The organism is Aminobacterium thunnarium (assembly GCF_055390565.1).
Map to the genome: position 1 here is coordinate 2,196,859 of NZ_AP042412.1, position 26,149 is coordinate 2,223,007.

The following is a 26,149-nucleotide window of genomic DNA, read 5'->3' on the forward strand; positions in this document are numbered from 1 at the left end:
TATGATCATTATTGCAACGGATATTCCTTTAAAGTGACAAAACGAAAACCGCGTTCTTGGAGTATGGGAATCACTTCAATCAGCCCTTCAGCTGTATCGCTTTCAGGATGGTTCATATGGCAGAGAATAATGTCTCCTGGTTTTGCTTTAAGAAGTTTTATAATAATAGCTTCTTTAGAGAGTGTTGCCCCTTCATCTCCTGCTATTGAATAGCCTACGGCGTTATATCCTAGCTTTTCTATAGTGGCAATGGCGATTTCATCATAATAATTTGTCCCAGATCTGAAGAAACGAGTTTTGCGATCTATGATCTCTTTTATAGTATCGGCTCCATCTTGAACCTCATTTATGACTTCCGATACATTTTTTGTTCCTGGAATACCATATGCTAAACGTCCAGATACAGAACATGGACGGTGATTCATTCCATGATTTTCTATCTCAAAGAGAGAACAAGAAGCTAACTCTTGAGCATGTTTTTTATTGGCATCAATCCAGCGTCCTGTAAGAAATAGTGTTGCAGGTATGTTATGTTTTTTAAGCCAGGTTATAAGCTTTTTATCAAAACCACTTCCTCGTTTCCCTCCGCAAGCATCGAGTGTCAGGGCCAAGACTGGTTCCCGAGTATTGAAGTGTGTCATGACGCCAGGAATATCTTCACCCCATAAGAGAGGAACTGTTTCTTGTGAAGACGAAGCAAAAGCCATTCCTCCCCATAGGAGTGCAGAGAATAGAAGGACCTTTACAAGAACGCTACAATATTTTTCTCTTTTGATCATGCTAAAGTAATCTCTTTTTCAAGATAGACATTTTGAACGTTTTGTATAATGTGAATGCCCTCCCTAAAAGGACGCTGGAAAGCTTTTCTTCCAAGAATAAGCCCCATGCCTCCTCCTCTTTTGTTGATGACTGCTGTTTTAACGGCTTCTTTCAGATCATTAGACCCGACTGATGCCCCACCGGAGCTAATCAGGCCTACTCGTCCCATATAACAATTAGCCACCTGATAGCGGAGTAAATCTATCGGATTATTAGGCACTAATTTATCGTATACTTCAGGAGAAGTTTTTCCAAAATGAAGATCACGAAAACCTCCATTGATACAGGGCAACTTTTGTTTCACGATATCTGCCTCTATAGTTGCGCCTAGATAATTAGCCTGCCCAGTGAGATCTGCTGCTAAATGATAGTCGTTTTCTTTTGTTTTAAAGGCTTTATTACGTAAATAACACCATAGAATAGTAGCCATCCCCATTTCATGCGCTATGTGAAAGGCCGTCGATACTTCTTGAATTTGTCGTCTTGATTCCGGACTTCCAAAATAGATTGTGGCACCTATGGCTACGGCTCCCATATCTTGGGCTTGTTTGACTGATGCGAAAAGAATTTGATCGTATGTATTAGGATATGATAAAAGTTCGTTGTGGTTGATTTTTAGAATAAAAGGAATACGGTGGGCATATTTCCTGGCTACGGAACCAAGAACTCCTAGGGTACTCACTACAGCGCTGCATTCAGCCTCCAATGCAAGCCTGACAATATGTTCGGGATCAAAGTATATTGGATTGAGGGCAAAGCTTGCACCAGCGGAATGTTCCACTCCCTGATCAACGGGAAGAATGGAGAGGTACCCGGTTCCTTTTAATCTTCCTGTGTCAAAGAGCGTTTGTAATGAACGTAACACAGGGATAGGACGATTCGTATTTGCGGCGAGATGATCGACAAAATCAGGGCTTGGCGGAGTAAGCATTTCAGTTGGAATTCCCCAGCACGTATAATTGAGAAGAGAGTCCGCGTCGGATCCAAGTATTTCTTTAATATCGTCTAGATACTTCGACATGGTAAATCCCTTCTTTCCTATTTGGTAAAGCTATTATACCAATCGTATCATACGTTATACTCGTATTGAAGAATTTTGAAAGGGGGAACTTGTTCAATGAAGAATATAGGTTTTATAGGTCTTGGAGTCATGGGAGGAAGTATGGCTCGGCATATACTTGAAGCAGGATACACCCTTCATGTTTACAACAGAACCAGCGAAAAAGCAAAATCATTGGTTGAGAAAGGGGCTATATGGGAAGAAAATGTTGCTTCCCTTGCAGAAAAGTGCGAATGTGTTATTACGATTGTAGGTTTTCCCAGAGATGTTGAAGAGGTGTATTTAGGAGCTAAGGGGCTTCTAGAAAATGCGAAAACAGGAACCTATCTTATAGATATGACAACTTCGAGTCCAGATTTAGCAGTGCGCATTCATGCGGCGGCTCAGAAAAAAGGCTTGAAAGCTTTAGATGCTCCCGTTTCAGGTGGAGATAGAGGTGCGAGAGAGGGAACGTTATCAATAATGGTTGGTGGAGAGTTAGAAGATTTTGAAGTTGTTCGTCCTCTTTTTGAGGTAATGGGTAAAAATATCGTCTATCAAGGGGCGGCAGGAAGTGGACAACATACAAAGATGGCGAACCAAATTGCTATTGCTTCAAATATGATTGGTGTTTGTGAAGCCGTATCTTATGCTATTAAAGCAGGTCTTGATCCAGATAAGGTTCTTGAAAGTATTGCTCAGGGAGCCGCTGGAAGTTGGTCACTTTCAAATCTTGCCCCTCGCATGATTGCCGGTGATTTCAATCCGGGATTTTATATTAAACATTTTATAAAAGACATGAGAATTGCCCTTGAATCGGCAGACAGATTAGGACTTGATACTCCCGGTCTTGAGATGTCTCTTTCAATGTATAAGAAACTGGCACATGAGGGGTATGAGGATGATGGAACGCAAGCTCTTTTCAGATTTTATAACGAGAAGAAAAAATAGAGAAAAGAGAGGGGTTTATTTATAAACAAGCCCCTCTCTTTTTATGCAAATAAAAAATGGACTAAAGCATTTCTCGTATTTTGTTAAGCTGTTCAGCCCTTTCTACTGCACGATCCATTAGGGCAACACGATTTACAACGACCCGTTCATGGTGGGCTATAAGGATTTGCCCAAGGGCATCGGAGGCTGTAATATCGAAAAAGAGGCGGTTCCCTTCTACTCTTTTAAGAATCGCTTTGAATTCTACTGTAACATTTAACATAGAGGTTGCTTCATGAACAACTTCAATGGATTTCCCAATAGTAATATATCCTTCCGGTAAAAGGTGATCTACTGCCTTTATGCAGGCACCGATTATAGCTTGAACACAGGCAGAAGTGGATAGAAGCTGGTTGAGGTGTATATTCATATTCCCTACGGTATCATCTATTTCAACTGTTTTTTTCACAGAGGCAAAAAGGCCCGGTGCAAGAATATCTTTAACTTCGAACATCATCAGCCCTCCTTTATAGTATTTTTATTTATTGTATCACTTCCTATATTTAACTTTGTTTCTTTATCTCATTTTAGCTTTAGTGTATTATGTTAAATTAGAAAAGAGTAAGGAGGGACATAAAAAATGGGAAAAGTTCTTGCCATATGTATAAGTAATCGGCGAAACGAAGCTAAACAAAGAGTGGAAAAAGCTCATTTTACTTTTGGTGGGATCGAAGGAGATTCTCACTTTAACATAAATGAAAGAGAAGTTAGTTTGCTTCGGCGTGAAGACGTAGAAAAAGCAGAGCAAGAAGCTCAATTCGCATTTCCGCCTGGCTCTCTTGCTGAAAATCTCCTGATAGAAGGATTACCCGAAGAGCTTCCTATTGGTTCGATTCTTAACGTAGGGGCGACAGCTAAACTTCAAGTTATTGAAAAAGGCAAAAAACCAGAAGAACCCCATTCGTATGATTATAAAGGATGGTGTCTATTGCCTATATGCGGCTATTTCCTCAAAGTTATTCAACAGGGGGATGTCTTCCCTGGAGATCCCGTTTCTATTTCAGCCTAGATATCTAAATGAACACTCAGTGCATAGAATACGGCGAAATTAAAAATATTTTTAGTCAATTTTCAGGAATAGCCCTCATTCTTGATTCATCCGCAAGGTGGGTGTGGGGTAACGAATTTTTATGTCGGTTGTTCCACGTTACAAACGAAGAGTGCCAAGAACGTTCGCTTTTTGAGTTGACTAAAGTGTATGGTTTTTTATTTGAACAGCTTGATGGTTGGTATAGAAGAAATAATATCGCTTCTTTTGAAAAAGATAGAGAGATAGAGGATGTTTCTTTTTATATTCACGGTTCAAAGAGGTTGTATTTTGCCACTCATACCAAGTATTTTGAGGATAGCGTCAACAAGAGAAAATGTGTTTTGCTTGTCGGCATGGATATAACAAAAGACAAAGAACATAATGAAGAATTACTTCAGAAGGAGAATTCTCTTTCTCATGCTCAGGAATTAGTGCACTTAGGGTATTGGGAATGGATTCCTTCGTCCATGACATTAACCTGGAGCGACCATCTCTATCGTATTCTTGGGTATGAGCGTAAAGAAATTACACCTAGTTTTAGATCTTTTTATTCACGAATTCATGTAGAAGATCGTTTATACGTAGCCCATCTTCTTGATCACCTTCTTCGTGGCGGAGAAATCAGGGAAAACTCCGAAAACGAGGAATTCAAAATAGTGACGCCTGATGGAGAGCAAAAGATAATTGCTTCTAAAACGAAAGCTTTTTATGAAAATGGAGAGCTATCTCGTGTTATAGGTGTTTTGCTAGATATATCAGAAGAGAAGAAGCGGGAAAAAGACTTGCAGATTGCTTTGGCAGTAATGAAACATACTCTTGAGGGAATAGTGGTTACCGATGTTCATGCCACAATTAAATCGGTAAACCCCGCTTTCACGACAATTACTGGATACGAAGCTCATGAGGCTATAGGGAAAAATCCCAGGATTTTAAAATCTCAAAAACACCCTAGAGAATTTTATGTAAATTTTTGGAAGGAACTTATTGAAAAGGGCTATTGGGAAGGAGAAATTTGGAACCGTAGAAAAAGTGGAGAAGTTTACCCTGAATGGCTTTCTGTGGCAGCTGTATATGATGGAAATGGGAAAATATCAGAATATATTTCGGTCTTTAGCGATCTTTCTGAAATGAAAACTAAAGATGCTCAGATTCGTCTCAAATCTTTGTACGATCAGCTTACAGGATTACCTAACAAAATAATGTTTCTTGATAGATTGGATCGAGAGTTGAAAAATATTGAACAAAAAGGTTTTTTTGCGGGGGTTCTCTTTCTTGATATTAATCGCTTTAAAAATGTAAATGAAAGTTTGGGACATTTTTCGGGGGATCAGCTTTTACAGCAAGTTGCCCAACGTCTTCAAAAGACAGTGGGGGAATCTAATACTGTGGCCAGAATAGGCGGGGATGATTATTATATTTTAATTCATCAGGCGCAGCGAGTGGCTGATATAGCGCATATGGCGCGGGCGTTGCTTCATTGTTTCAAAGAGCCCTTTCATTTGGCAGAGCGACCAATATTTTTAACAGCTCGTATCGGAATTGCCATCGCTCCTGATGATGGCACTACTACAGAAGTCTTGTTACAAAAAGCAGATATTGCCCTTCATAAAGCCCGCGAAACGGGGTTAAATTCCTACGAATTTTTTAAAGAGGAACTTGGAGAGCGGGCCTCATATCGTCTTTTGCTTGAAAATGATCTGAGAGAGAGTCTTTTGAATAAAAATTTTGTACTTTTTTATCAGCCACAGCTTCAACTTAAAACAGGTATGATCAATGGATTTGAATCTTTGGTACGTTGGCAGCATCCCCAAAAAGGCCTTATTATGCCTTCATATTTTATTCCTGTAGCAGAGGAAACAGGTTTGATATTGCCCCTTGGAGAGGAAATCCTTATGATGGCGTGCAGACATCAGCAGGAATGGAAGAAACAGGGAAATCCTCCCCTTGAAATAAGTGTGAATATCTCAACTCGGCAGCTTTTGCAGGAGAATTTTATTTCTGAGGTAAGGCGTATTCTTGAAGCCTACTCTATCAAACCTGGGGAAATAGGATTTGAAATTACTGAATCTGGTGTTATGCGAAATGTAGACGCTTCTTTAGATCTTTTACGAGAAATGAAGATTCTCGGATGCCGTATTTATATGGACGATTTTGGCACGGGATACTCTTCTCTTGCCTATTTAAGCCAATTTCCGATAGATGTCATTAAGGTCGATAAATCTTTTATCGATGGAATAGGAATAGATCGCCGAAAAGAAGTCCTCGTAAAAACAATGGTTAATATGGCTCATTCTCTGGGGCTGGGTACCATTGCGGAGGGTGTGGAAACACATGAACAGCTTGATTTTTTGAAAGATATCAATTGCGATGCTATTCAAGGATATGTTACTAGTAAGCCTCTTGAGGAAAAAGAGTTGGTATCCTTTATAATTAATAATACAATTTAACGTACCTTGATCACTATTATGAACGGAGGAGATGTCTCCATGGAGCATCGAAGTTCGATTTCTCTATATGAACATGACGATCATAGTTTTTACCTTCTAGCGTGGGAAGAGCAGGAAGAGGAAGGTGTTGTTCAGACAAATCAATATGTGATCGTTTCAGGAAAAGAGGTTCTTTTACTTGATCCAGGTGGAGCTCATGTCTTTCCTCGGGTATTGGCCAATGTTGCAGAGCTTTTTGATTTACACCGTATTCGCCACATTTTTTATTCCCATCAAGATCCTGATGTTTCTTCAGGAATTACTTTATGGCTCTCTATGACCGATCGAGCTCAGGTATATATTTCTTCTCTTTGGACTCGATTTTTGCCTCATTTTGGTATTTATGACCATAAAAGAATCACTGCGATTCCTGATCGAGGAGGGGCTCTCTCTTTTTCTAATGGAAAGACGATGAAACTCATCCCTTCACACTTTCTTCATTCTACGGGGGCTTTTTCCCTATACGATCCTATATCGAAGATTCTGTTTACTGGCGATATTGGTGCAGCTATATTCCCAAAGGGGAAAAGATATGCGATTGTCGAAAACTTTGAGGATCATCTGCAATATATGGAAGGGTTTCATAAGCGCTATATGGCTTCTAATGCTGTCTGCCGTCGCTGGGTAAAGCAATTGTCATCTTTAGATATTCAGGCTATTGCCCCTCAACATGGAGCAGTTATTCAAGGAGAAAACGTAAAAAAATTTTTCTCGTGGTTTGAAAATCTTCGATGTGGAACTGATCTCCTTGATACTGTTTATGGAGCTGGTGCTTAATATGGCCGATAAAAAGTACGAAGAAGTGATTCGTCGTTTGGGGTCGGCTTTTTTTGCTGATACCATGATGAATTCTTTCATGGCCCAACTTGATGATGTCTTGGTACGACGAGTGCAGCGGGTTGAGGGAGAAATACAGCAGACTGCTCAGGAATTTATGCGCTTAAGCCGCTCTCTGGAAATGGTTGTTCAGGATTTTGATCAGAAGAGCCAACAGACCAGTCAGAGTGTTGAAGAAATCAATTCAATGAATAAAAAGCTTATGGAAGATCTTGATCGTTCAGGAACGGATCTTGAGAGTATGAGCGATGATGTGCGGCATACTGTTCAGACGACCTATGGAACTCTTGAGTCTTTTCTCGAAGTAGAAAAAATGTCGAAAGAGATTCAGCGTATAGCAAAGCAAACCAATCTTTTGGCGTTAAATGCTTCAATAGAAGCAGCAAGGGCTGGTGAACATGGACGAGGTTTTGCCATAGTTGCTAAAAATGTTCAGGAGTTAGCAGCAGAAACCAAAGGAGCTTCTGAGAACATTACGACGAAGGTCAGCGAGATTTCGAGCTCTGTAAACGAAGCAATGGAGAGCGTTCAAAAAGTGGGAGACATGTTTCAGATGATTCGGAGCACTCTTGTCTCTTTTTCTGACTATCTGATAAAAAATAAAAACTTTATGGAACAAATTCATCAGACAATGAAAGATTCAGGACTTCAAATTAGCGAAAGTTCAGAAGAGATGGAACGCTCAATTGGAGTTATGGATGATGCTTCAAAAAAGTTTGAATCTATGACAGCTACTATTTCAGCTATTGTGACAGCCCAAAAGAATTTGAAAAATATTAAACTTTAATCTTGGATATAAGGGGGGACTTTTTCTGATACAGCAGATAGCTGTCTCAGAGCTTCATCATATATGGGGACATTTGGCGGAGGATATAATTGCCCCCGGTGGTCTTCTTTTGCTCCCAAAACATAGCGATATCAAAGTTGTTATGCAGAATTTTCCACGTTTACCTGATACGTTAATACAATGGGGCATTCGCTCAGTTCCTATTCAGAAGGAGATACATTTTTCAAAAGAAGATTTCCAGATGGCTCTTCAAGATTCTGATCTGAATCTCGTTGCTCTTGATAGACATTTGGCGAAAGTGACAATTCAACAGATTCAAGATGTATATGAACGCTTTCGTTCAGGTAGGGAGCCTAGTTCTGAGGAGTTATCATCTCTTATATCAAATAGTCGCTCTCTTGCCAAAACGCTGATGAGCACTCCGCAAGTTCTTCTTGTTATGGCCAGGGTAAGAAATTGGGATGAGTATACCTTTATTCATTCGTTGAACGTAGCTCTTCTTAGTGGGTTTATTACGTCTCGTCTCTTTCCAAATCAAATACAAGTGGTTGAAAGGCAAGTAATGGGGGGACTGCTACATGATGTGGGCAAGGCATGTATAAGTCTTGATATCCTTAACAAGCCTGGCCCTCTCACTCCGCGTGAATTCAGTATTATAAACAGACACCCAGAAGAAGGAGAAAGGTTGCTCCGAGAGTCTGGGGTCTCTGATAAACGTGTTCTTGCTATAGTACGCCATCATCATGAACGATGGAAAGGAAATGGTTACCCTGATAAGTTAAGAGGAGAACAGATTCCTTTTGAAGCCCGTATTGCGGCTGTTGCCGATGTTTTCGATGCTCTTACCACAAAGCGTATATATCGTGATTCTCTAGAAACTCGCCAGGCCCTCTCAATGATTATACAAAACGCTGATACTCATTTTGATAAAAAAATCGTTGGGGTCCTTCTATGCTCCCTAGGGCTTTATCCGCCTGGAACGATTGTTGAACTTTCAGATTACAGCATCGGAATTGTTATTGCCTCTGCAGGCCGAGATATATTGCGTCCTAAGCTTATGCTTCGAATCAATACTCATGGAGATGCTGTACGAGATCTTGTGATTGTAGATTTAGCATGTCAAAAAGATCTTTTTATACGTCGTTGCCTCAGCGATATTGGCAAATCCTTCTCTGCTTAGGCTTTTTTCGAAGATCCTTCTATTTCATTAATTTTTTCTTCAAAACCATAAATAGTTGGGTCTATGTCATCAACAGTTTGATTAAGAAAGCGCATCCCCCTAAAGAAATACCCATTTGGAAGGTGATTAGCATACCTTTTGATCTTGAGTAGAGCTTGAAGATAATTCCGCTCATAAGGGGCAACAAGTTGGGCTGCGAAAAGAGCTTCTGGCCGTTCTTCGGCAAAGAAAAGACGAGCCATTTCAAGATTTTCATCAGCACTCATCTCTTCATACCAAATATTGGCTAAAAGAATCCTAAACTGTTTTCTTTGATGAGGTTTTACCATACGGCGTAATGCTCTATCTATGCGCTTTAATCCTTGTCTCAGTTCGTTGCGTAAAATATAAGGATCAATCTCAGGTAAGGAAAAACGGCTTATATAATCGGCTTCGTCGTCAATATGAACTTCATGTCGTAACAGGGCTCCCCAAGCTGGTCGAAGAGATACAGAAGCTGCCTCTGGAGACATATGAAGCAAATTTTTAAATTCTTCCCCTGTGTTATATCCGCGATGTTCGCAGGGGGAATTCGCTAACCATGTAACATAGCCTGTATCGAAAAGGCCTTTTCTTCCGGCTCGTCCCGACATTTGGAGAAATTCATTTTTGCTTATGGGAGCATTATCATGAAATTGAACTAGTTGAGCAAAAATAGCTGTTTCAGCAGGTAAATTGACACCTAATGCCAGAGCGTTTGTTCCTACAACAACATCAAGAATACGTTCACGAAAAGCTGATTCTACAAGTAGCTTTTCTTTAGGTAACATCCCTCCATGATAAATTCCTACGCCACACAGAAGGGGCATTTGAACTTTAGGAACGTCAAGAATAGTTGCTAATTCATAGAGACGACTTCGTTGTTCTTTGGGAAGGCGTCGCCTAGTTCTAGCAATGTTGTAGGCCAAATCCATAGTTCCACGTTGGGAGAAAACAAAAACGAGAGCATCATGAATAGAAAAGAGTTGAGCAGGTTTCTTAGGGGTAAAAACAAGCTCAGTTGCTCGCTCTTGACTTTCATACACAATAAAATTGCGCTCGGTAATTGATTCGAGGTAATGACCTATAACGTTTGGTTGGCTGAAGGTCGCAGACATAACAAGAATAGACGTTGTTGGTGCTGTTTCTCGAATGCCGTCAATATAGGTTCTGGCACGGTCCGGATCTTCAAAAATATAATGAAATTCATCAATAATAAGTTTTTGATCGGGATCTTTCGTATATTTCAACGTATAGATTTCTTGTGTGCAGCAAATAATCGGAGCTTCTTCATTTCGTTTGAAATCGCCAGTTTCTATTCCTACATCAAACCCCATGCGCCGAAGGTCCATATATCGTTCGTTACTTAAGGCTTTAATAGGAGCGGTAAATATAATACGCGAAGTATCTTTGGGCATTTGAATTTTTCCTTCTGTTGTTAAAAGTCCTGCCCAAAGATATGCAACAAGAGTTTTACCTGCCCCTGTCGGAGCAGAAAGAACAGCATTTTGCCCTTCTATTTTTGTATATGCTTTAAATTGCCAATCATAAAATATTTGTTCCATTCTTATCCTCGTTTTCAAAGGTACATAATTTTTACATGCTTATTATATAGGATAAGCCGTCCTCTTTTAGGAGAAGACGGCTTAAATATAGGTTTCTGAGCCATATATTTATCTTTTGATGGGGTCCCATTTTTTGGCGAAACCTTGTGTTATACGGTCAATGGTAATTGCCATAATAACGATAGAGATTCCGGCTTCAAAACCACGTCCCACATCAATACGGTTAATAGAAAGTAAAACTTCCTGTCCCAGTCCTCTGGCTCCGATCATAGATGCTACGACAACCATTGATAGAGCCATCATTGTTGTTTGGTTGACTCCTGCCATAATCGTAGGCATAGCTAAAGGAACTCGCACTTCTTTTAGCAATTGCCATTTTGTTGCTCCATATGCGATCGCTGCTTCTTGAGCCGGCTTAGGTACTTGCCGCAACCCAAGATTCGTTAAGCGTATAACAGGAGGAAGAGAGTAAATTAAGGTTGCAAGAACAGCTGGGACTTTCCCGAGACCGAAAAACATCATGGCCGGAATAAGATAGACAAAGCTTGGCATTGTCTGCATGGCGTCTAGAATTGGTCTCATAACGGGTTCCACTCCCTTGGTTTCTGCCATGAGGATACCAAGGGGAATGCCAATAAGTAAGGAAATAAACACTGCGGCAATGACAACGGCAAGTGTTCCTATTGCTAAATCCCAAAGGCCGAATATCCCTATGAACAATATGCTTATCGGCAATGTAATTGTCGTACTGAGACGCTGTGTTGCTTTCCATGCGAGGAGAGCAATTACAACTATATATATCCACCAGGGGATGATGTGCAAGAAATTCTCAATTCCTAAAAGTATAGTAAGAATTCCGCTGGAAATACTATCAAAAGTTGGGGCTAAGGCTTGAAGAAGCCAGTCTACGCCGTTATTAACATGACTTGCAACATGAAATTCAAACGTTTCTGGAAATATGATTCATCACTCCTTCATCAGGTATTTCATCAATGCTTTCATCATCAGATATAAAGGCTCCTTCATCAGCCATCTGTATTTGGCGCCGTTTATCCTGAACAAAACGGGCCACGTATTCATCTGCAGGATTTGCGAGAATTTGAGCAGGAGCTCCCATTTGTACGATAGATCCATTCTTCATTACAGCCATACGGTCTCCCATTCGCATTGCTTCATCAAGATCATGAGTTACAAAGAAAATAGTTTTCTTAAGCTCTTTTTGTAATCGAATTAATTCATCTTGCATTTCTCGGCGGATCAAAGGATCAAGACCACTGAAAGGCTCGTCCATAAGAAGGATAGGTGTATCCATAACAAGAGCCCTTGCGATACCGACACGCTGCCTCATCCCTCCGCTCAGCGAACCAGGATAGTAATTTTCCCATCCTTTAAGGCCGACGCGTTCAAGTGAAATTTTAGAACGCGCTCTTCGTTCTTTTTCCGGGATTCCCTGGAGCTTCAGTCCGAATTCTACATTGTTAATTACTGTTTTGTGAGGCAGAAGTCCGTAGTGCTGAAAGACCATGGCGATCTGTTTTCGTCTGAATTCCGTGAGGCCTTTTTGAGACAGAGAAGTGACTTCTTGTCCATTAACCCATATTTCGCCGGATGTCGGCTCTATGAGGCGAAGAATGCAACGAATAAGAGTAGATTTTCCACTTCCAGAAAGTCCCATAATAACGAAGACTTCTCCTTGCCTGGCTGTAAGAGAAACACCCCTTACAGCCACAACAGCATCATCAGATTCATCAAGTTCCGTAATAATATCTTCGTTCTCTACATCAATATCTATATCTGTTTTTGTATAGACCTTCCAAAGATCATGTATTTCTAAGATTTTCTTTTTTTTAGAGATGGAATTCACTATTTTATCGCCTCCTCTTCCAGAGCTTTTTCTACATTTGCTATAACGTTTTCGTCCTGTACCCAATTTTTCCAGTTATCACTGTAGGTTTTAAGGAACCAGATGGCTGCTTGGTGAGCATCAACGTTATGTGTTTTCATATAAGCGAGGGCTTTATTGTTTTGATCAAGAGTTGTTTCATAACGTTCTAAGAATTTTGTGATTTCGGGGTTTGCTTCAGCAAATTTTGTGTTTACCAGAACAAGTACTTCGACTGAGGGGCAAGCACAGCGATACGTTGTTCCCCATAAATCATTGCTGTATGGCGGTTCTTCAAGTTTTACCATATCGTACATGCCCATAATTGCTGTAGGTTCCCAATAATAGGCTAAAACTGGTTCTCCTCGCTCGTAAGCGGAAGCAATAGCTGCGGCTAGAGCAGTTTGAGAACCTGGATCAAAGGCGGTAAATTTTTCATCTAATCCGTAGGCTTTTACCTTCTCTGAATTGATGGAGTTTATATTCCAGCCGGCAGGGCCGTTATATAAGCGCCCTTTTGAAGGTTTTTCTGGATCTTTGAAGAGTTCCCAATATTTTGGGAGGTCAAAGACGCTTTTAAGGTCTGGAGCAAGTGGCTTTATGCCTTTTTCTTTATCTCCTTCAACAATGTAGCGAGGAACATACCAACCTTGGGGTGCGTCAGGGTAGTTTAGTCCCAGACTCTTTGCTTTTCCTTTTTCTTGAGCTTCTTGCCACCACTCAGGAAAATTGTCTGCCCAAAGTTCCATAGTAATGTCTGCATCCCCTCGTTCAATTCCCATAAGACCTGGAAGAGACTCAGCAAACATGTAGTCGACTTTCTTCTCATAACCGTAGGTTAAGATATAGCCAACAATTCGATTATGCACCTGCACACTGTCCCAACTGAAATCAATAAAAGTTACAGGGCGCGCCGCCTCTGCACCGATTGATCCCAAGAACATAACAGATACCATACAAACTGCAGCCACGATGGTTCTTTTCAAAAGATGAGTTTTCATTAAAACTCTAACCTCCTTCGTGGAATATAAAAATTAAACATCAGAAACATTTTCTGACAGTGGCGCCATGCACGTATTGATAGAAAGAATTGGGAGTTTATTAGGGCTCCCATTGACGAGAGAGTTCTTCTAGCTTTTGAACTCTTTCTTTGAGATGTCGTATTTCTTCCTGGAGTTCCGATAAGGACGTTGACGTGGCCCGAGATGCTTCTCGAGCAGCAGTGATTTCTTCCCTTACAATGGGATTTCGATAAAGGGTAGAACGGGCTATGCCCAATTTTTGCGAAACAGCCTTAAAATCAATATGTTGTTGCGATGTCTTTAATTCTTTAAGAGCTTCTTGCACTGCCTGTATAAGCTCTATTTTCTCTTTTTTTGTTGTTTGTTTATCTCCCAGCTTCTTTCACCTTCCTCCTTTTATTCTGTATTCTATGCGTCATTTTCGCTACAGAAGTAGCGGGGAAATAATAACACGTGATAAAACTGAGGTCAAGGTTTATTGATTGAATTGTGAAAAAGTAGTGCATTATTGAAACTTTTTTACCCCTTTCATTCCTAAGGGTTTCATTATATTATCGAGGTCGCCTTCAATTTTCAGAGAGGATCGGCACGAGGAGGAAAAATAATGAGATATTCATGGGAAATTATAGTTTCAACAGAATCTCCCAACGGAAAAAAATTGCTGGTCTATTCAATTGTGCCAAGTGAAGAGGAGAAAAAAAGAGCCATGAAACCTCACCTTTTTTGGCAAAAAATAGGGGATGATATAACGGAGATAGCGGTAGAATATAATTTGCCTTTTGAGATTGTTACTGAATTTTTAAAAAAAGCAGAAAAACATAGAAATAAGCATGTTTCTATTATTTTGACGGAAAAGTAACTTTAAAGGAGAAAATAGGAGTGGAAAATTCTACTGTAAAAATAATAACGTCTCTTTTATATGAAGCAGGAGAAATCATAACGAAAGAGAGAGACACTCATATTGCTTCTCGCCGCTCTCAGTCTGATTACACTACGTTTACAGATATGAAGGTTGAATCTTTTATCACAGAACAGCTAAGAAAATTTTTCCCTGGAAGTATGATTATTGCAGAGGAGTCTTCTTCGTCTCGAAGTTCCTTTCAATTGGAGAGAGAAGCTTTTGTTCTTGATCCTATTGACGGAACAGTAAATTTTTACCACGGGTATCCGGCTTTTGCCATTTCTCTTGCCTATATTGAAAATTACACAATCCAACAAGGGTATATTTATGACCCCATAAACGAAGAGTTTTTTTCTGCAGTAAAAGATAAGGGGGCTTATTTAAATGGGGATCCCATTTGCGTATCTCAAACTGGCTCTCTTTCAGAAAGTCTTATTGGCTTTGGTACTGCCTACGATAAAAAATTGGGCAAAGAAGAAATTTCCATTGTGACAAAAATTTACGAGAAGTGCCACGATGTACGGCGGCGAGGGGCTGCTTCCCTTGACATGGCTTATGTGGCTTGTGGACGTTTGGACGGCTATCTCGAAATGGATTTGAAACCGTGGGATTTTTATGCGGGACTTTTGCTTATGGAAGAAGCTGGCGGAAAAGCGTCTAATTGGAAAGGATTACCCATACAAGATCTCGATAACCAGCATATTCTTTGCACAAATAAATTGATACATACAGAATTGCAGAGTTTTATCAGCAGATTTTTAAAGTAGAAATTTTTTTGATTTGTAGCTTTTAGCAGAAAAAACTAGCATTCTTAGAGTAGAGTATGTTAGAGTTAGCGTGGATTTTTACTATACGTTCACTAAGCGATGTTTTTATAATTTTATTTTCGGAGGGATTTGTGCGGTGCCACTCTCAAATGCATTTCAGGTTTTAGGGGGCGTTGGTCTGTTCTTGTTTGGCATCAAGCTTATGAGCGATGCTTTGCAAGATCTGGCAGGAGACAGAATGCGCCAGTTAGTAGGTTCTCTCACGAGCACCCCTGTTCGTGGGGTTCTTATTGGGACATTGGTAACAGTTCTTATTCAAAGCAGTAGCGGAACAACCATAATGACTGTAAGCTTTGTACATGCGGGTCTCATGACCCTGAAGCAAGCTGTAGGCGTTATTATGGGAGCCAACATAGGAACGACGGTTATCGCTCAGATTATAGCGTTTAAGATTAAAAATTTCGCCCTTCCTGTTATCGGTATTGGAATGATTTTGGCTGTTTTTGGCAAATCCAGAAAGCAGAAGTACATAGGCAATGGTTTAGTTGGTTTTGGTCTTTTGTTCCTTGGCATGCAAACAATGGAAGGGGCAATGGATTTCTTGAGGGGGAGACAAGACCTTTTCATGATGTTTAGTCATAATCCTCTTCTTGGAGTTCTAGTCGGAACAATTGTAACTATGGTTGTTCAGGCAAGTTCCGCTACCATCGGCCTTACAATAGCCATGGCGAGCCAAGGTCTCTTATCATTAGACGCTGCTATTCCGATTCTTCTTGGCGATAATATAGGAACGACAATCACTGCAGTCATTGCTTCTTTGGGGTCAAACAGATCTGCGAAACAAGCGGCTGCCGCTCACGTAATGTTCAACCTTATAGGTGTTAGCGTTTTTATGATGGCCTTACCTCTTTTTAAAACAGTAGTTTCACTAACATCACCAGATATTGCAAGGCAATTAGCCAATGCTCATACTCTTTTTAATGTGACAAATACATGTTTGTTCCTTCCGTTTACTTCTCCTTTTGTAAAACTCATTCAAAAACTTGTTCCAGGGAAAAGCAGCGCGCTCAGTGTCGGTCCCCAGTTTCTCGATCCCAAACTTGTTTCAGCCTCCCCAGCAGCAGCAATAGACGCCATAAAAAAAGAAATTGCCCATATGGGAGCTATCGCGCTCTCAATGCTGCAGGATGTAAAAAGAGCTTTTATGAACGACGATCCCAAAATGATTGAGCAAGTGAATGAGTCTGAAAAAATATTGAATGAACTAACTCATGCCATAGCCAGATATTCCGCAGAAATATGGCAAGAAGGGCTGTCAAGCGAGCTATCAGTTGTCCTTTCTGCTTATGTAAATGGCATTAGTGACATAGAACGCGTGGGAGACCATTGTCAGAACTTGATAGAGCTCTATGATTACAAGAAGGAACATCGACTCGATTTCTCTCCTGTCGCTATGGCGGAATTCGAAGATATGTTCAATACCGTCTTTACTTCGGTGACATTGAGTTTGGAATCGGTTGCTGATGAAGATGTAAAGAAAGCTCACGAAGTTATTGATGTTTTAGAGGTCGAAGTGGACAGAAAGGAAAAAACCCTTCGAAAGAGCCATATTCGACGGCTAAACAGGGGGGAATGCAATCCTTCTGCAGGTGTTATCTTTATTGATATACTGAGCAATCTCGAACGAATAGGAGATCATGCTCACAATTTGTCTTTTATAGCGTTGGATATTGCTAAAACTCATCATTAGGTAGATTTTCTTGCCCGGGGACTTCTTGTGAAGTTTCCGGGATTTTTTCTTCCATTTCAGTCAGATATTTCCAATATTTCAATGGCATATTTCTTTTTTGAAGGCCACGATTAGTCCGCGAGGTAATAGTGACGCTATGGAAAAAGGTTTTCCATAGCTCTTGGTATGTTTGTTCGTCACTTGTATTTTGAGGAATGGATCGTGGTGAAAATTCAGTTTCATACCATTCCCTTTGGTCATATATGAGAGCTTTGCTTCGTTTTACATCATGAATAATCCAATTCTGGTGAGGGAAGCGCTTTTCGAAGTGCCCTCCAAGCAGGGGAAGGATATAGTGTTCTGGTTCTATCGTTGCGTAGTAAATACCGCCTACATCACGAAAGCGAAGAACCCCACAGAACATGTGGCGTTCACGTGAAACTTTTCGACGTGCGTCAAGTATATAAAGAACGCGTTCGTCAGAGAGAAGACCGTTAATGTTTTTCCTTTTTTGCCACGCAAGCTCTAGATAATTGAAGACGCTTAAATCGATATGGGAAAGGTGAGCATGAAGTGCGTAAAAAACGGTGATTAATGTCTCCCCGTTTGTGTGTTCTTCTAGAACGTGATAGACCGCTTGAGCAATTTTTGATCGTGTCTCAACTTCAACTCCTTCAAAAAGGTTTTTTTGTTGTCCCTCTTTTGACCGAGCAATAATATTTTGAGGTCTTTTTTGCCGTAATGCAGCTTCGAATATAAGGCAAAGCATGCCATTAAATGAGCCGTCATAAATATACGTTGTCATAGCTGAAATAAGAAAAGCTGCCTCTTCACAAAATCACTCTTTGACGGCGCTTCAAAGTGTGCGCGAAGGTGATTTTCATTCATAGAGCGATCTCCATGAAAGACACCATTACATGTAATGAAATATTGGGCTCTTTTCATAACGACACCAAATCGTGCGAGTAGGTCGAAGCGAATAATTCCATTTTTACGGGCTGTCATAATACGTTTAGCAGATATGACGCCAATACCAGGAATGCGGAGCAGCATCTCGTAGGAAGCTTTATTGATTTCTACAGGGAAAAAATGAAGATTTCTTAATGCCCAATCCGTTTTTGGATCAATATTCAGATTAAAGTGAGGTTGTTTTTCATCAAGCAGCTCTTCAGCTTTAAACTTATAAAATCTCAAAAGCCAATCGGCTTGATATATTCGATTTTCTCGAAGAAGTGGAGGGGAAGAAAGAGCTGGCAACAAAGGATTTGATGACACTGGAACATAGGCAGAGTAATAGACTCTTTTCAAGTTAAAGCGGGAGTACAAATTTTCTGAAAGACGAAGAATAGAAAGGTCGCTTTCAGGAGTTGCTCCTACAATCAATTGGGTACTTTGCCCTGCAGGGACAAAAAGAGGCTTCTTTTTTCCTCTCCATGTGGGTTTTTCTTCTAGGCTTTCCTCTATGCGTGATGAAAGGTAACTCATGGGTTTGAGAATGGCTTGTTTACTTTTTTGAGGAGCCAGAAGTTTTAAGCTTTTTTCTGATGGAAGCTCAATATTGACGCTCATACGATCGGCATATTGTCCTGCAATTTCAAGAAGTTGCGGATCAGCACCTGGAATAGCCTTAGTATGAATATAGCCTCCGAAGTTGTATTTTTTCCGTAGCAAAAGTAATGTTCGTATAAGACATTCCATTGTGTAGTTGGGAGATTTATAAACGCCAGAACTCAAAAAAAGGCCTTCAATATAGTTACGACGATAGAAATTGATGGTGAGTTCTGCAAGTTCTTCGGGCGTAAATGTTGCTCTGGGGCGATCGACACTCCGTCGGTTTACACAGTAGGCACAGTCGAAGATACAATCATTTGAGAAGAGAACTTTTAATAGAGAAACGCATCTCCCATCGGAAGTCCATGTATGACAGATACCGCCCAGGCTCGCGTTTCCAACACCTGTGGTATTTTTACGCCGGCTCCCGCTGGAAGAACACGACACGTCATATTTGGCTGCATCAGCAAGAATTGCAAGTTTTCCTTCCGTGTTCATATTTCTCCTCTTCCATTCTTTGAGGATACTGTTATTATGGTTTGGGGACGGCTGCAGCCCCGGGAATGCGATTTCGGGGGTATTCCCGGGGAGTCTCCTCTCCCAGACTCAATTATATCTTTTCTCTCTTATTAGCCCAATTAAAAATGAATTGACATAGGTAGATGAAGCCTTTATAGTTTTGTCAACTAATATTTTGTTAGGGGTTGACAGAACTATGAGTATTCTTCATGTGTATTTGGACAATATATATTCTGGAAAACCTATTCCTATAAAAGACCTTCTTTTATTATCCTCAAAGGAACCTCTTTCAGCTCTTCTTTCTGCAGCGGATCAAGTGACGAAAAATTGTTCACATTCAGATGTCGAGTTATGCTCTATTGTTAATGCTCGCTCAGGAAAATGCAGCGAAAATTGTGCATTTTGTGCCCAATCAGTTCATTGGAATACGTCTTGTAATGTTACACCTCTTATTAGCGAGGAAGAAGTCTTAAGAGCTGCTAAATATTATGAAAAGCTTGGTGTTCATCGTTTTTCACTTGTTACAAGTGGACGAGGTTTAAGCGATAGTGATCTTGAACATTTATGTCGTATATATCAGCGTTTGAGTAAAGAAACATCTCTCAAACTTTGTGGTTCCCATGGGCTTATTACGGAAAGGCAAGCAAAAAAGCTTGCCCAGGCTGGCCTTACACGATATCATTGCAATCTTGAAACGAGCCCCCGTTTTTTCCCTTCTATTTGTACAACCCATTCTATTGAAGATAAGTTGAAAAGCCTTTCTTTTGCCCGTTCTGCACATCTTGAACTTTGTTCTGGTGGCATTATTGGCTTAGGTGAAAGCTTGCGGGATAGGCTTGAAATGGCTTCTCTAGCTGCCGACATAGGAGTGAGCTCCTTTCCTTTAAATATTCTCTCTCCTATAGAAGGAACTCCCTTCGCAAAAAATCCATTGCTTAACCAAGACGAAATTTTGCTTACGGGAGCTCTTATTCGTTTTTTACTTCCTCAAGCTACAATCCGTTATGCAGGAGGGCGAAAGGCTCTTGGCACAAAAGTCTTCTTGGGATTGCGGGGAGGAATTAACGGCCTTTTGACTGGTGACTATTTAACAACAGCAGGAGAGTCAGTTGAAAGCGATATGAAAATGCTTCAAGACTCAGCGTTGAAAATCCGTTCTCACGATCTTAATATATGAACTTCTCCGGAAAGCAGAGCTTCCGTTGTTTCATCCTCGTGACGAATGATAAGGCGTCCCATATTGTCGATGTCGACAGCTTGGGCGGAACGTATTCCTTGTGATGTCTCATATGTAATGAATTGTCCCATGAGATTTGAAAGGTGGCGGCAAATAGAAAGATATTCTGGCTGGGATCCCCCTTTTAAAAAGTCGATATAAAGAGGCTCGAAGGCGTTCAGAACGGCAGCCATAAGCTCTTTTCTGTTGCAGTGTTCCCCCCCCAGTTCTATACGAACGGACGTTGCGACAGATGCGATTTCCTCAGGGAATGAGGGAGTATTTACATTGATCCCGATTCCTATAACAATATGGCTTATATGATCAAGTTCGCAACTCATCTCTGTGAGAATTCCACAGATTTTTTTCCCCCCAATAAGAACGTCGTTGGGCCACTTTATCTGAGGGGAAAGCCCAAGGCTTTCCAATGCTTTTGCTACTGCAGCAGCTCCAACCTGGGTAATTGATGCGGCAAAGGCTGGTGATACTTTAGGTCGAAGGACTAAAGACATTTGAATAGCCCACTCAGGAGAAGAGAACCAGGATCTTCCCGAACGGCCCCGTCCTTCGGTTTGGTGCTCAGCAACGATAACGGTTCCTTCTTTTATCCCTTCACGAGCCTGCTTTTTGGCTTCGATATTCGTTGAAGTGACTTCATCTAGATGAATAATAGGATGACCAATATTTTCTGTAGTTAGTAACGGTTCAACTTCATATTCGTTTAAGAGATCAGGAACATCAATAAGCCTATACCCCTTTCGGGCAGAAGAATCGATGGCGTAGCCTTCTTCACGAAGTTGATTGATATGTTTCCACACGGCAGTTCGACTTACACCAAGATGTTCACAGAGGTCTTGTCCAGAAACATAGTTTCCCTGAGCTTGTTTTAAGAGAGTTAAAATGTGTTTTTTCAAAAGGATCGCTCCTTCAATTTTTAATTAGTTTTCTTATAAAAGCTTTTTAGCGGAGTATCGAATACCGATGGCCCCTAATGGAGCAGTAATAAGTATAGATAATACGGCTATAGCTAAGATAATATCTCCTGACTCAACCCCTAATGATAGCGGTATTGCTCCCATAGCTGCTTGTACAGTAGCCTTCGGGGAATAAGAAATTATGCAAAAGAGCCGTTCTTTCCAATTGAGATTTGTTCCCAAAAGAGAAAAAAGAACGCCGATACTCCTACCGATCAATCCAATTCCAATTATAACAATACCTACTCCTCCTGCTTTAAGCGCTAATGTTACGTCTACTTGGGCACCTACAAGGACGAAAAGCAAGATTTCGGCAAAAATCCATATTTTGTTAAGTTTTTGGGCTAAACGTTCTCCAACAGAAGGTATTTTCTCCGATATGATAAACCCCATAGTCATAACGCCAAGTAATGATGCAATTTCAATTTTGGTTTTAAATAGAAATTCAAGTTCGGAAATCAATACGGCAAGAGCTAAAATTAATAAGACTTTTTGGGTATCTCTCATCTGATATTTCTTAAAAATATGTACTACAACAAAACCTACAATACCTACCATGAAACCTAGTAATATGGAAATTGGAATACTCAATATTTTTATGCCAATATTTATGCTTGCTCCACTATATAAACCTAAAAAGACACTTAACATTGTGATAGCAAAAACATCGTCGATGGATGCTCCTGCAATAATGAGACTTGGAACTCTTTTTTCTGTCCCGATTTTACTTTTAATTAAATTAAGCATAGAAGGGACAACTACAGCAGGGGATACTGCTGCAAGAATAAAACCAAGTATGCCTCCTTGAATTAAAGAAAAATCTAATAGCTTTACTGAGATAAATGCTATGGTTGCTCCTTCTAGTAAACCAGGCAAACAACTCATCTTTAAGGCTGCGATCCCATTCTGCTTCAAGTCATCTCTATTTATTCCCAATCCTGCGCGCAACAAAATAATAATGAGGGCGATTCTTCTTAGATCTCCTGATACATTTAGAAGTTCAGGTTGAAGCCAATCTAAACCATATGGGCCTATAGCAATACCTAAAAGTAGGGTTCCCAATAAACCGGGCATTTTCAATGTTTCAAAAATTTTATTTGTTGGTAGAGCGAATAATAAAATAACAGCGAGACTAAAAGCCATGAGAAAACACTCCTTCATATAGAATACAAAAATGACTCCTACAAGCACTTACACTTGTAGGAGTCATCAGCTTTGTCGTTTATAGCATTTATGGTGAACTCCATCACCAATTCTTATAGGCGAGTATTATATAACACTTTAGCCGTAAATGCCAGAAATATACTCCGCTGTTCTACTATCGCGAGGATTTTCAAAAAGATCTTTTGTGGAACCTGCTTCTATAATTTCCCCATCAAGCATGAAAAGTGTTTGATGAGAAATACGACGTGCCTGAAAAAGATTATGGGTAACAATGATAATAGAATATTGTTGGCATAGAGTGCGAAGCATCATCTCTATATTTTGTGTGTTCTTAACGTCAAGGGAGGAACAGGGTTCGTCCAGAAGCAGTATTTCTGGTTCTACAGTGAGAGCTCGGGCGATACAGAGTCTCTGTTGCTGTCCTCCAGAAAGAAGAGTCGCGTTCATCGCCAGATTATCTTCGACCTCTTCGAAAAGCCCTACATCCTCAAGTTTATTACGAATTATGCTATCAAGGCTTTTCTTATTTTTTTTCGCGCCGTGTCCATGATAACGCAAAGGGTACGCCATATTGTCGTAAATAGAGAGAGGAAAGGGGGTAGGTGATTGAAAGACCATGCCGATACGACGACGTACTTCCTCAGGACTTAGCGTAAAAGTATCCTCCCCATCAAGATGAATCTGACCGCTCAGAGACACCCCTCGTTCGTCTTCTATGAGACGATTAAGGCTTTTGAGAAATGTGGATTTTCCACATCCGGAAGGGCCGATAATAGCTGTAATTTGATGCGGGTAGAAATTTGCGTCGATCTTTTTAAGAATTTTTTTATTATCGAATGCAACGGCAAGCTGACGAATTTCGAGAATAGGGAGCATTTTTACCTCTCCTTTCTGTACATTTTTATAACAAGGGGCACTATGTTGAGAACGAGTAAAAGAATAATAAGCACGAGAGCGGTTCCATATGCTTTGGAAATCGATACCCCCTGCCCTACAAGAATATAAAGATGGTTGGGCAAAGCCATTGCTGGAGAAAAAATAGAACGGGGGGATGGAGCGAAGAGAACTGCCCCAGTGAAGAGAATAGGAGCAGTTGCACCCATAGCAAAACTTCCTCCAAGAGCAATGGCACTGGCAATATTGCCAATGCACCCTGGAAGGATCAGGTGAAAAAGTGTCCACGTTTTTGTAATGCCCAAACTAATAGAGGCCTGCATAATATTCTTGGGGAACTCCAAAAGAGTTTTTTCGACGCGCACCTCAATAAATGGAAAGATCATGATTCCAAGAATAAGTCCTCCTGACAAGATCGATACGCCGAAATCAAGTGTAACGACGAAAAACGTATAACCAAATAGCCCCAGAATAATCGAAGGTATTCCAGCCATAGAGTGAATGAAAAAATGGCAAAGAGATACAATTCGTGTTGTTTTAGCGTAAAAGGCAAGAAAGATTGCTGTAGGAAGAGCCAGAAAGGAGGCGAATATGCAGGCAATCGTAGTAAACCAGAAACTCCCCACAATAGCGGGCCATATTCCTCCATCTATGCCTAAAGGAAAACCCTGTGGCATATTTGTAAGGAAAGAAAGGGAAAGTTCGCTTCCTCCCTGAATAAAAATATATCCAAAAATAACGCATAAAGACGCCATAACAAGAAAGACGCTTAAAAAAAGCCAGAGCCGAAGGGATAGGTGAGAAGTTTTGCCGTTATTATTTCTCATTTTATTCCCTCCTCAATACGCTTGCGGATAAAAAAGAAAAAAGAATTAAAGGCAAAGAGTACAAACATGAGAATAAATCCAGCTGCGAAAAGAGCCTGATAGTGTAAGCTACCAACGGCAGCGCCCCCCATTTCCAAAGCGATGAGAGCAGGTATAGTCTCAGCTTTTCGAAAAAGATGAGGAAATATTGGGCTGTTCCCAATCACCATCATTACAGCCATAGTTTCGCCCATGGCTCTAGAAAGGGATAAGATTAGTGCCGCTAGAATTGCCTTTTTTGCTGAAGGAATAACTAAATAACGTATCATATGCCATCTTGAGACACTTAGGGCTCGTGATGTTTGTTGATAATGATGAAGAACTTTGGTCATAGACTCACAGCACGTAGAGACGATATAAGGCAAGATCATGATGGCTAAAAGAATTGAACCGGTAAGTACGGATTCTCCAGAGGACCATGAAAAATGAGTCTCAAAAAACTTTACAATAATCATAAGGCCTACAAAACCATAGACAACAGATGGGATACCGGCCATGAGATCAATAAGAGGAAGAAGTATCCGTTGGATTTTTTGTGGGGCTAAAACCGATAGGAAAATAGCCATTCCGACACCGATAGGAAGAGCAATAAGTGCTGCAAGAAGAGAAACATAAACAGTGGCGCATATCATCGGTTGAAGGCCGAAAGCTGGTGGATCTGCAATAGGATTCCATCGTGACCCCGTTAAAAAATGAAGGAGTGACGTCTTCTGAAAAAATATAAAGCTTTCTTTTGCAATAAAAAGAAAGATAAAGAATAAAAAAGAAATAGCCAGCAATGTAATAGCCTTGCAAGTCCATACAAAAATTCGTTCTTTTTTCACGCTCTCAAAAGCCTCCTCGCATAGCTATGAGAAAAGGCCGGAGAGGATTCCCCCCGGCCTTGAGAAAACCTTAATGATCAAAGGCACATTTTACTTTGCAGGTACGAATCCCATCTGCTCCACAATTTTCATGCCTTCAGCAGAAAGTAGTTCATCAATAAAAGCCTTTTCTATAGGAGACATATTCCCTTTCTTGACGATAAGAAGTGGCCGTGAAACATAATATGTTCCATTAAGAATATTTTCAACGGTAGGTTCCACTCCATCAACTTTAAGAGGAATAATTTTCCCTTTGTTTACATTAACCATGCCAAAAGAAGCGTAACCGATGGCATTTTTGTTTTCCATGACTTTGGTAACGAGAGCTCCCATAGATGGAGATTGAATCGCATTGGGTGTTACATCTACTTTTCCCATAACACTTTTCTGGAAGACTTCGTGAGCTCCACCGCCAATATCTCGAATAACAACAACAATTTCTTCTTTAGGTAATGTCGGATCAAGATCGTTCCATGTTTTGTATTCGCCGCTAAAGATTTTAATCAATTCATCTTTAATGAGGTTGGGCTTTATCTGACAGACCTTATTGTCAGGGTGAACCGAAATGGTCAGAGCGTCTGTCCCAATATGGAACTCGTGATAATCTCCGATTGCTTCTTTCTCTTCTGCTTTAACGGCACGAGCTGTCATACCAAAATTACTTGTTCCATCAAGAACGGCTTTTACCCCTTCTCCAGAACCGCCCCCGGAGACAAAAATTTCGATTTTGGCGTCGGGAAGAGATGCCTCAACTTTATTCCATGTACCATATTTTCCCATAAACTGCTGTGCCACTTGTGAAACAACTGGGGCAAGAGTAGATGACCCTTTAAAGAAAATCTGACCATCTGCGGCTACAGCGAGCTGGTTTCCCGCAATAATAAGACTCATAATCATGACAGAAGCGAATAAAAAACGAAAAATCTTATTCAATTATAATTCCCTCCTATAAATAGTATGCCTATAGTTTATGTTGGACTATTGTAATCTGTAAAGATAACTTTGTCTATGTGATCACAATAATGTCGAATATAATAGAATGAAAAAGGC

General features: G+C 40.4%; 26 protein-coding genes and 1 riboswitch. Of the genes, 10 read left to right on the plus strand and 16 right to left on the minus strand.

Going from position 1 to position 26,149, the window contains the following annotated elements:
- Window positions 1-8: 8 nt before the first annotated feature.
- Window positions 9-779, minus strand: a complete 771-nt coding sequence (locus ACZ5GY_RS10720; RefSeq protein ID WP_307879639.1) for a polysaccharide deacetylase family protein — start codon at window positions 777-779, stop codon at window positions 9-11.
- Window positions 776-1,840: a class I fructose-bisphosphate aldolase gene (locus ACZ5GY_RS10725; protein WP_213692037.1), complete on the minus strand. Its 1,065-nt coding sequence runs from the start codon at window positions 1,838-1,840 to the stop codon at window positions 776-778. The genes ACZ5GY_RS10720 and ACZ5GY_RS10725 overlap by 4 nt, the downstream gene beginning before the upstream one ends.
- A 96-nt stretch (window positions 1,841-1,936) precedes the next feature.
- On the opposite strand from ACZ5GY_RS10725, the gene ACZ5GY_RS10730 reads away from it, so the two are divergent.
- Window positions 1,937-2,809 carry an NAD(P)-dependent oxidoreductase gene (locus tag ACZ5GY_RS10730; protein WP_213692036.1) on the plus strand — a complete coding sequence of 291 codons (873 nt, stop codon included), beginning with the start codon at window positions 1,937-1,939 and terminating at the stop codon, window positions 2,807-2,809.
- 61 nt (window positions 2,810-2,870) lie between these two features.
- Here ACZ5GY_RS10730 and ACZ5GY_RS10735 read toward each other — a convergent pair whose 3' ends face one another.
- Window positions 2,871-3,302, minus strand: a complete 432-nt coding sequence (locus ACZ5GY_RS10735; RefSeq protein WP_213692035.1) for a thioesterase family protein — start codon at window positions 3,300-3,302, stop codon at window positions 2,871-2,873.
- A gap of 126 nt (window positions 3,303-3,428) precedes the next feature.
- On the opposite strand from ACZ5GY_RS10735, the gene ACZ5GY_RS10740 reads away from it, so the two are divergent.
- The 5 genes from ACZ5GY_RS10740 (at window position 3,429) to ACZ5GY_RS10760 (ending at window position 9,168) form a co-directional block, all read left to right on the plus strand.
- Window positions 3,429-3,857: an MOSC domain-containing protein gene (locus tag ACZ5GY_RS10740; RefSeq protein WP_213695352.1), complete on the plus strand. Its 429-nt coding sequence runs from the start codon at window positions 3,429-3,431 to the stop codon at window positions 3,855-3,857.
- A gap of 8 nt (window positions 3,858-3,865) precedes the next feature.
- The gene (locus ACZ5GY_RS10745) at window positions 3,866-6,325 is read left to right on the plus strand and encodes a sensor domain-containing protein (protein ID WP_213695351.1); all 2,460 of its coding nucleotides are present in this window, start codon (window positions 3,866-3,868) and stop codon (window positions 6,323-6,325) included.
- A 39-nt stretch (window positions 6,326-6,364) separates the two neighbouring features.
- Window positions 6,365-7,141 (plus strand): oxygen-binding di-iron domain-containing protein, encoded by a 777-nt coding sequence (locus ACZ5GY_RS10750; protein ID WP_213695350.1) that lies wholly within the window; start codon window positions 6,365-6,367, stop codon window positions 7,139-7,141.
- Entirely contained in the window at window positions 7,125-7,988 is an 864-nt protein-coding gene (locus tag ACZ5GY_RS10755) for a methyl-accepting chemotaxis protein (RefSeq protein WP_464111861.1), read from the plus strand. The genes ACZ5GY_RS10750 and ACZ5GY_RS10755 overlap by 17 nt, the downstream gene beginning before the upstream one ends.
- Before the next feature lie 73 nt (window positions 7,989-8,061).
- Window positions 8,062-9,168, plus strand: a complete 1,107-nt coding sequence (locus ACZ5GY_RS10760; RefSeq protein WP_464111862.1) for an HD-GYP domain-containing protein — start codon at window positions 8,062-8,064, stop codon at window positions 9,166-9,168.
- Here ACZ5GY_RS10760 and ACZ5GY_RS10765 read toward each other — a convergent pair.
- The 5 genes from ACZ5GY_RS10765 to ACZ5GY_RS10785 all read right to left on the minus strand — a co-directional run bounded on the left by ACZ5GY_RS10765 (window position 9,165) and on the right by ACZ5GY_RS10785 (window position 14,031).
- Window positions 9,165-10,751 (minus strand): DEAD/DEAH box helicase, encoded by a 1,587-nt coding sequence (locus tag ACZ5GY_RS10765; protein WP_213692029.1) that lies wholly within the window; start codon window positions 10,749-10,751, stop codon window positions 9,165-9,167. The two genes, ACZ5GY_RS10760 and ACZ5GY_RS10765, sit on opposite strands and share 4 nt — an antisense overlap.
- 108 nt (window positions 10,752-10,859) lie before the next feature.
- Window positions 10,860-11,573, minus strand: coding sequence for an ABC transporter permease (locus ACZ5GY_RS10770; RefSeq protein WP_464111863.1), 714 nt, complete (start codon window positions 11,571-11,573; stop codon window positions 10,860-10,862).
- 118 nt (window positions 11,574-11,691) lie between these two features.
- Window positions 11,692-12,615, minus strand: a complete 924-nt coding sequence (locus ACZ5GY_RS10775) for a betaine/proline/choline family ABC transporter ATP-binding protein (RefSeq protein ID WP_213692028.1) — start codon at window positions 12,613-12,615, stop codon at window positions 11,692-11,694.
- Entirely contained in the window at window positions 12,615-13,634 is a 1,020-nt protein-coding gene (locus tag ACZ5GY_RS10780; protein ID WP_464111864.1) for an ABC transporter substrate-binding protein, read from the minus strand. Before ACZ5GY_RS10780 ends, ACZ5GY_RS10775 begins: the two co-directional genes overlap by 1 nt.
- Before the next feature lie 100 nt (window positions 13,635-13,734).
- Complete coding sequence (locus ACZ5GY_RS10785) at window positions 13,735-14,031, minus strand: DUF6262 family protein (RefSeq protein ID WP_307880086.1); 297 nt, start codon at window positions 14,029-14,031, stop codon at window positions 13,735-13,737.
- Window positions 14,032-14,259: 228 nt separating this feature from the next.
- Between ACZ5GY_RS10785 and ACZ5GY_RS10790 the strand changes: the two genes are divergently transcribed.
- The 3 genes from ACZ5GY_RS10790 to ACZ5GY_RS10800 all read left to right on the plus strand — a co-directional run bounded on the left by ACZ5GY_RS10790 (window position 14,260) and on the right by ACZ5GY_RS10800 (window position 17,073).
- On the plus strand, window positions 14,260-14,514 hold the full coding sequence (locus ACZ5GY_RS10790) for a hypothetical protein (RefSeq protein WP_213692025.1): 255 nt from the start codon (window positions 14,260-14,262) through the stop codon (window positions 14,512-14,514).
- Window positions 14,515-14,534: 20 nt separating this feature from the next.
- Window positions 14,535-15,323, plus strand: coding sequence for an inositol monophosphatase family protein (locus tag ACZ5GY_RS10795; protein ID WP_213692024.1), 789 nt, complete (start codon window positions 14,535-14,537; stop codon window positions 15,321-15,323).
- A 136-nt stretch (window positions 15,324-15,459) separates the two neighbouring features.
- On the plus strand, window positions 15,460-17,073 hold the full coding sequence (locus ACZ5GY_RS10800; RefSeq protein WP_213692023.1) for a Na/Pi cotransporter family protein: 1,614 nt from the start codon (window positions 15,460-15,462) through the stop codon (window positions 17,071-17,073).
- Here the strand turns inward: ACZ5GY_RS10800 and ACZ5GY_RS10805 are convergent.
- Window positions 17,057-17,857, minus strand: a complete 801-nt coding sequence (locus ACZ5GY_RS10805) for a TIGR03915 family putative DNA repair protein (RefSeq protein WP_213692022.1) — start codon at window positions 17,855-17,857, stop codon at window positions 17,057-17,059. The genes ACZ5GY_RS10800 and ACZ5GY_RS10805 overlap by 17 nt on opposite strands.
- The gene (locus ACZ5GY_RS10810) at window positions 17,854-19,101 is read right to left on the minus strand and encodes a putative DNA modification/repair radical SAM protein (RefSeq protein ID WP_213692021.1); all 1,248 of its coding nucleotides are present in this window, start codon (window positions 19,099-19,101) and stop codon (window positions 17,854-17,856) included. The genes ACZ5GY_RS10805 and ACZ5GY_RS10810 overlap by 4 nt, the downstream gene beginning before the upstream one ends.
- Before the next feature lie 217 nt (window positions 19,102-19,318).
- Between ACZ5GY_RS10810 and bioB the strand changes: the two genes are divergently transcribed.
- Entirely contained in the window at window positions 19,319-20,299 is a 981-nt protein-coding gene (bioB, locus tag ACZ5GY_RS10815) for a biotin synthase BioB (protein WP_213692020.1), read from the plus strand.
- Here bioB and ACZ5GY_RS10820 read toward each other — a convergent pair.
- From ACZ5GY_RS10820 to ACZ5GY_RS10845, 6 genes are all read right to left on the minus strand, one after another.
- A complete protein-coding gene (locus ACZ5GY_RS10820) occupies window positions 20,281-21,252 on the minus strand; it encodes a biotin--[acetyl-CoA-carboxylase] ligase (RefSeq protein WP_213692019.1) in 972 nt (323 codons plus the stop codon). The genes bioB and ACZ5GY_RS10820 overlap by 19 nt on opposite strands.
- Before the next feature lie 33 nt (window positions 21,253-21,285).
- Window positions 21,286-22,455: a cation:proton antiporter domain-containing protein gene (locus ACZ5GY_RS10825; RefSeq protein ID WP_213692018.1), complete on the minus strand. Its 1,170-nt coding sequence runs from the start codon at window positions 22,453-22,455 to the stop codon at window positions 21,286-21,288.
- A gap of 50 nt (window positions 22,456-22,505) precedes the next feature.
- A riboswitch (Fluoride riboswitch) is annotated at window positions 22,506-22,572 on the minus strand.
- Between the two features lie 21 nt (window positions 22,573-22,593).
- Entirely contained in the window at window positions 22,594-23,352 is a 759-nt protein-coding gene (locus tag ACZ5GY_RS10830) for a phosphate ABC transporter ATP-binding protein (protein ID WP_213692017.1), read from the minus strand.
- A 2-nt stretch (window positions 23,353-23,354) separates the two neighbouring features.
- Window positions 23,355-24,197 (minus strand): PstA family ABC transporter permease, encoded by an 843-nt coding sequence (locus ACZ5GY_RS10835; RefSeq protein ID WP_213692016.1) that lies wholly within the window; start codon window positions 24,195-24,197, stop codon window positions 23,355-23,357.
- Window positions 24,194-25,060, minus strand: coding sequence for a phosphate ABC transporter permease subunit PstC (gene pstC, locus ACZ5GY_RS10840; protein ID WP_213695343.1), 867 nt, complete (start codon window positions 25,058-25,060; stop codon window positions 24,194-24,196). The genes ACZ5GY_RS10835 and pstC overlap by 4 nt, the downstream gene beginning before the upstream one ends.
- A 90-nt stretch (window positions 25,061-25,150) precedes the next feature.
- Window positions 25,151-26,032: a phosphate ABC transporter substrate-binding protein gene (locus tag ACZ5GY_RS10845; RefSeq protein ID WP_213695342.1), complete on the minus strand. Its 882-nt coding sequence runs from the start codon at window positions 26,030-26,032 to the stop codon at window positions 25,151-25,153.
- Window positions 26,033-26,149 lie beyond the last annotated feature (117 nt).

Bases quoted from the DNA above. Each gene is read 5' to 3' on its own strand.
- ACZ5GY_RS10810 (WP_213692021.1), bottom strand. From the start codon at position 19,101: ATGAACACGGAAGGAAAACTTGCAATTCTTGCTGATGCAGCCAAATAT.
- ACZ5GY_RS10830 (WP_213692017.1), bottom strand. From the start codon at position 23,352: ATGCTCCCTATTCTCGAAATTCGTCAGCTTGCCGTTGCATTCGATAAT.
- ACZ5GY_RS10720 (WP_307879639.1), bottom strand. From the start codon at position 779: ATGATCAAAAGAGAAAAATATTGTAGCGTTCTTGTAAAGGTCCTTCTA.
- ACZ5GY_RS10765 (WP_213692029.1), bottom strand. From the start codon at position 10,751: ATGGAACAAATATTTTATGATTGGCAATTTAAAGCATATACAAAAATA.
- ACZ5GY_RS10740 (WP_213695352.1), top strand. From the start codon at position 3,429: ATGGGAAAAGTTCTTGCCATATGTATAAGTAATCGGCGAAACGAAGCT.
- ACZ5GY_RS10725 (WP_213692037.1), bottom strand. From the start codon at position 1,840: ATGTCGAAGTATCTAGACGATATTAAAGAAATACTTGGATCCGACGCG.
- ACZ5GY_RS10730 (WP_213692036.1), top strand. From the start codon at position 1,937: ATGAAGAATATAGGTTTTATAGGTCTTGGAGTCATGGGAGGAAGTATG.
- bioB (WP_213692020.1), top strand. From the start codon at position 19,319: ATGAGTATTCTTCATGTGTATTTGGACAATATATATTCTGGAAAACCT.
- ACZ5GY_RS10835 (WP_213692016.1), bottom strand. From the start codon at position 24,197: ATGAGAAATAATAACGGCAAAACTTCTCACCTATCCCTTCGGCTCTGG.
- ACZ5GY_RS10735 (WP_213692035.1), bottom strand. From the start codon at position 3,302: ATGTTCGAAGTTAAAGATATTCTTGCACCGGGCCTTTTTGCCTCTGTG.
- ACZ5GY_RS10745 (WP_213695351.1), top strand. From the start codon at position 3,866: ATGAACACTCAGTGCATAGAATACGGCGAAATTAAAAATATTTTTAGT.
- ACZ5GY_RS10805 (WP_213692022.1), bottom strand. From the start codon at position 17,857: ATGACAACGTATATTTATGACGGCTCATTTAATGGCATGCTTTGCCTT.
- ACZ5GY_RS10755 (WP_464111861.1), top strand. From the start codon at position 7,125: ATGGAGCTGGTGCTTAATATGGCCGATAAAAAGTACGAAGAAGTGATT.
- ACZ5GY_RS10780 (WP_464111864.1), bottom strand. From the start codon at position 13,634: ATGAAAACTCATCTTTTGAAAAGAACCATCGTGGCTGCAGTTTGTATG.
- ACZ5GY_RS10790 (WP_213692025.1), top strand. From the start codon at position 14,260: ATGAGATATTCATGGGAAATTATAGTTTCAACAGAATCTCCCAACGGA.
- ACZ5GY_RS10750 (WP_213695350.1), top strand. From the start codon at position 6,365: ATGGAGCATCGAAGTTCGATTTCTCTATATGAACATGACGATCATAGT.
- ACZ5GY_RS10825 (WP_213692018.1), bottom strand. From the start codon at position 22,455: ATGGCTTTTAGTCTCGCTGTTATTTTATTATTCGCTCTACCAACAAAT.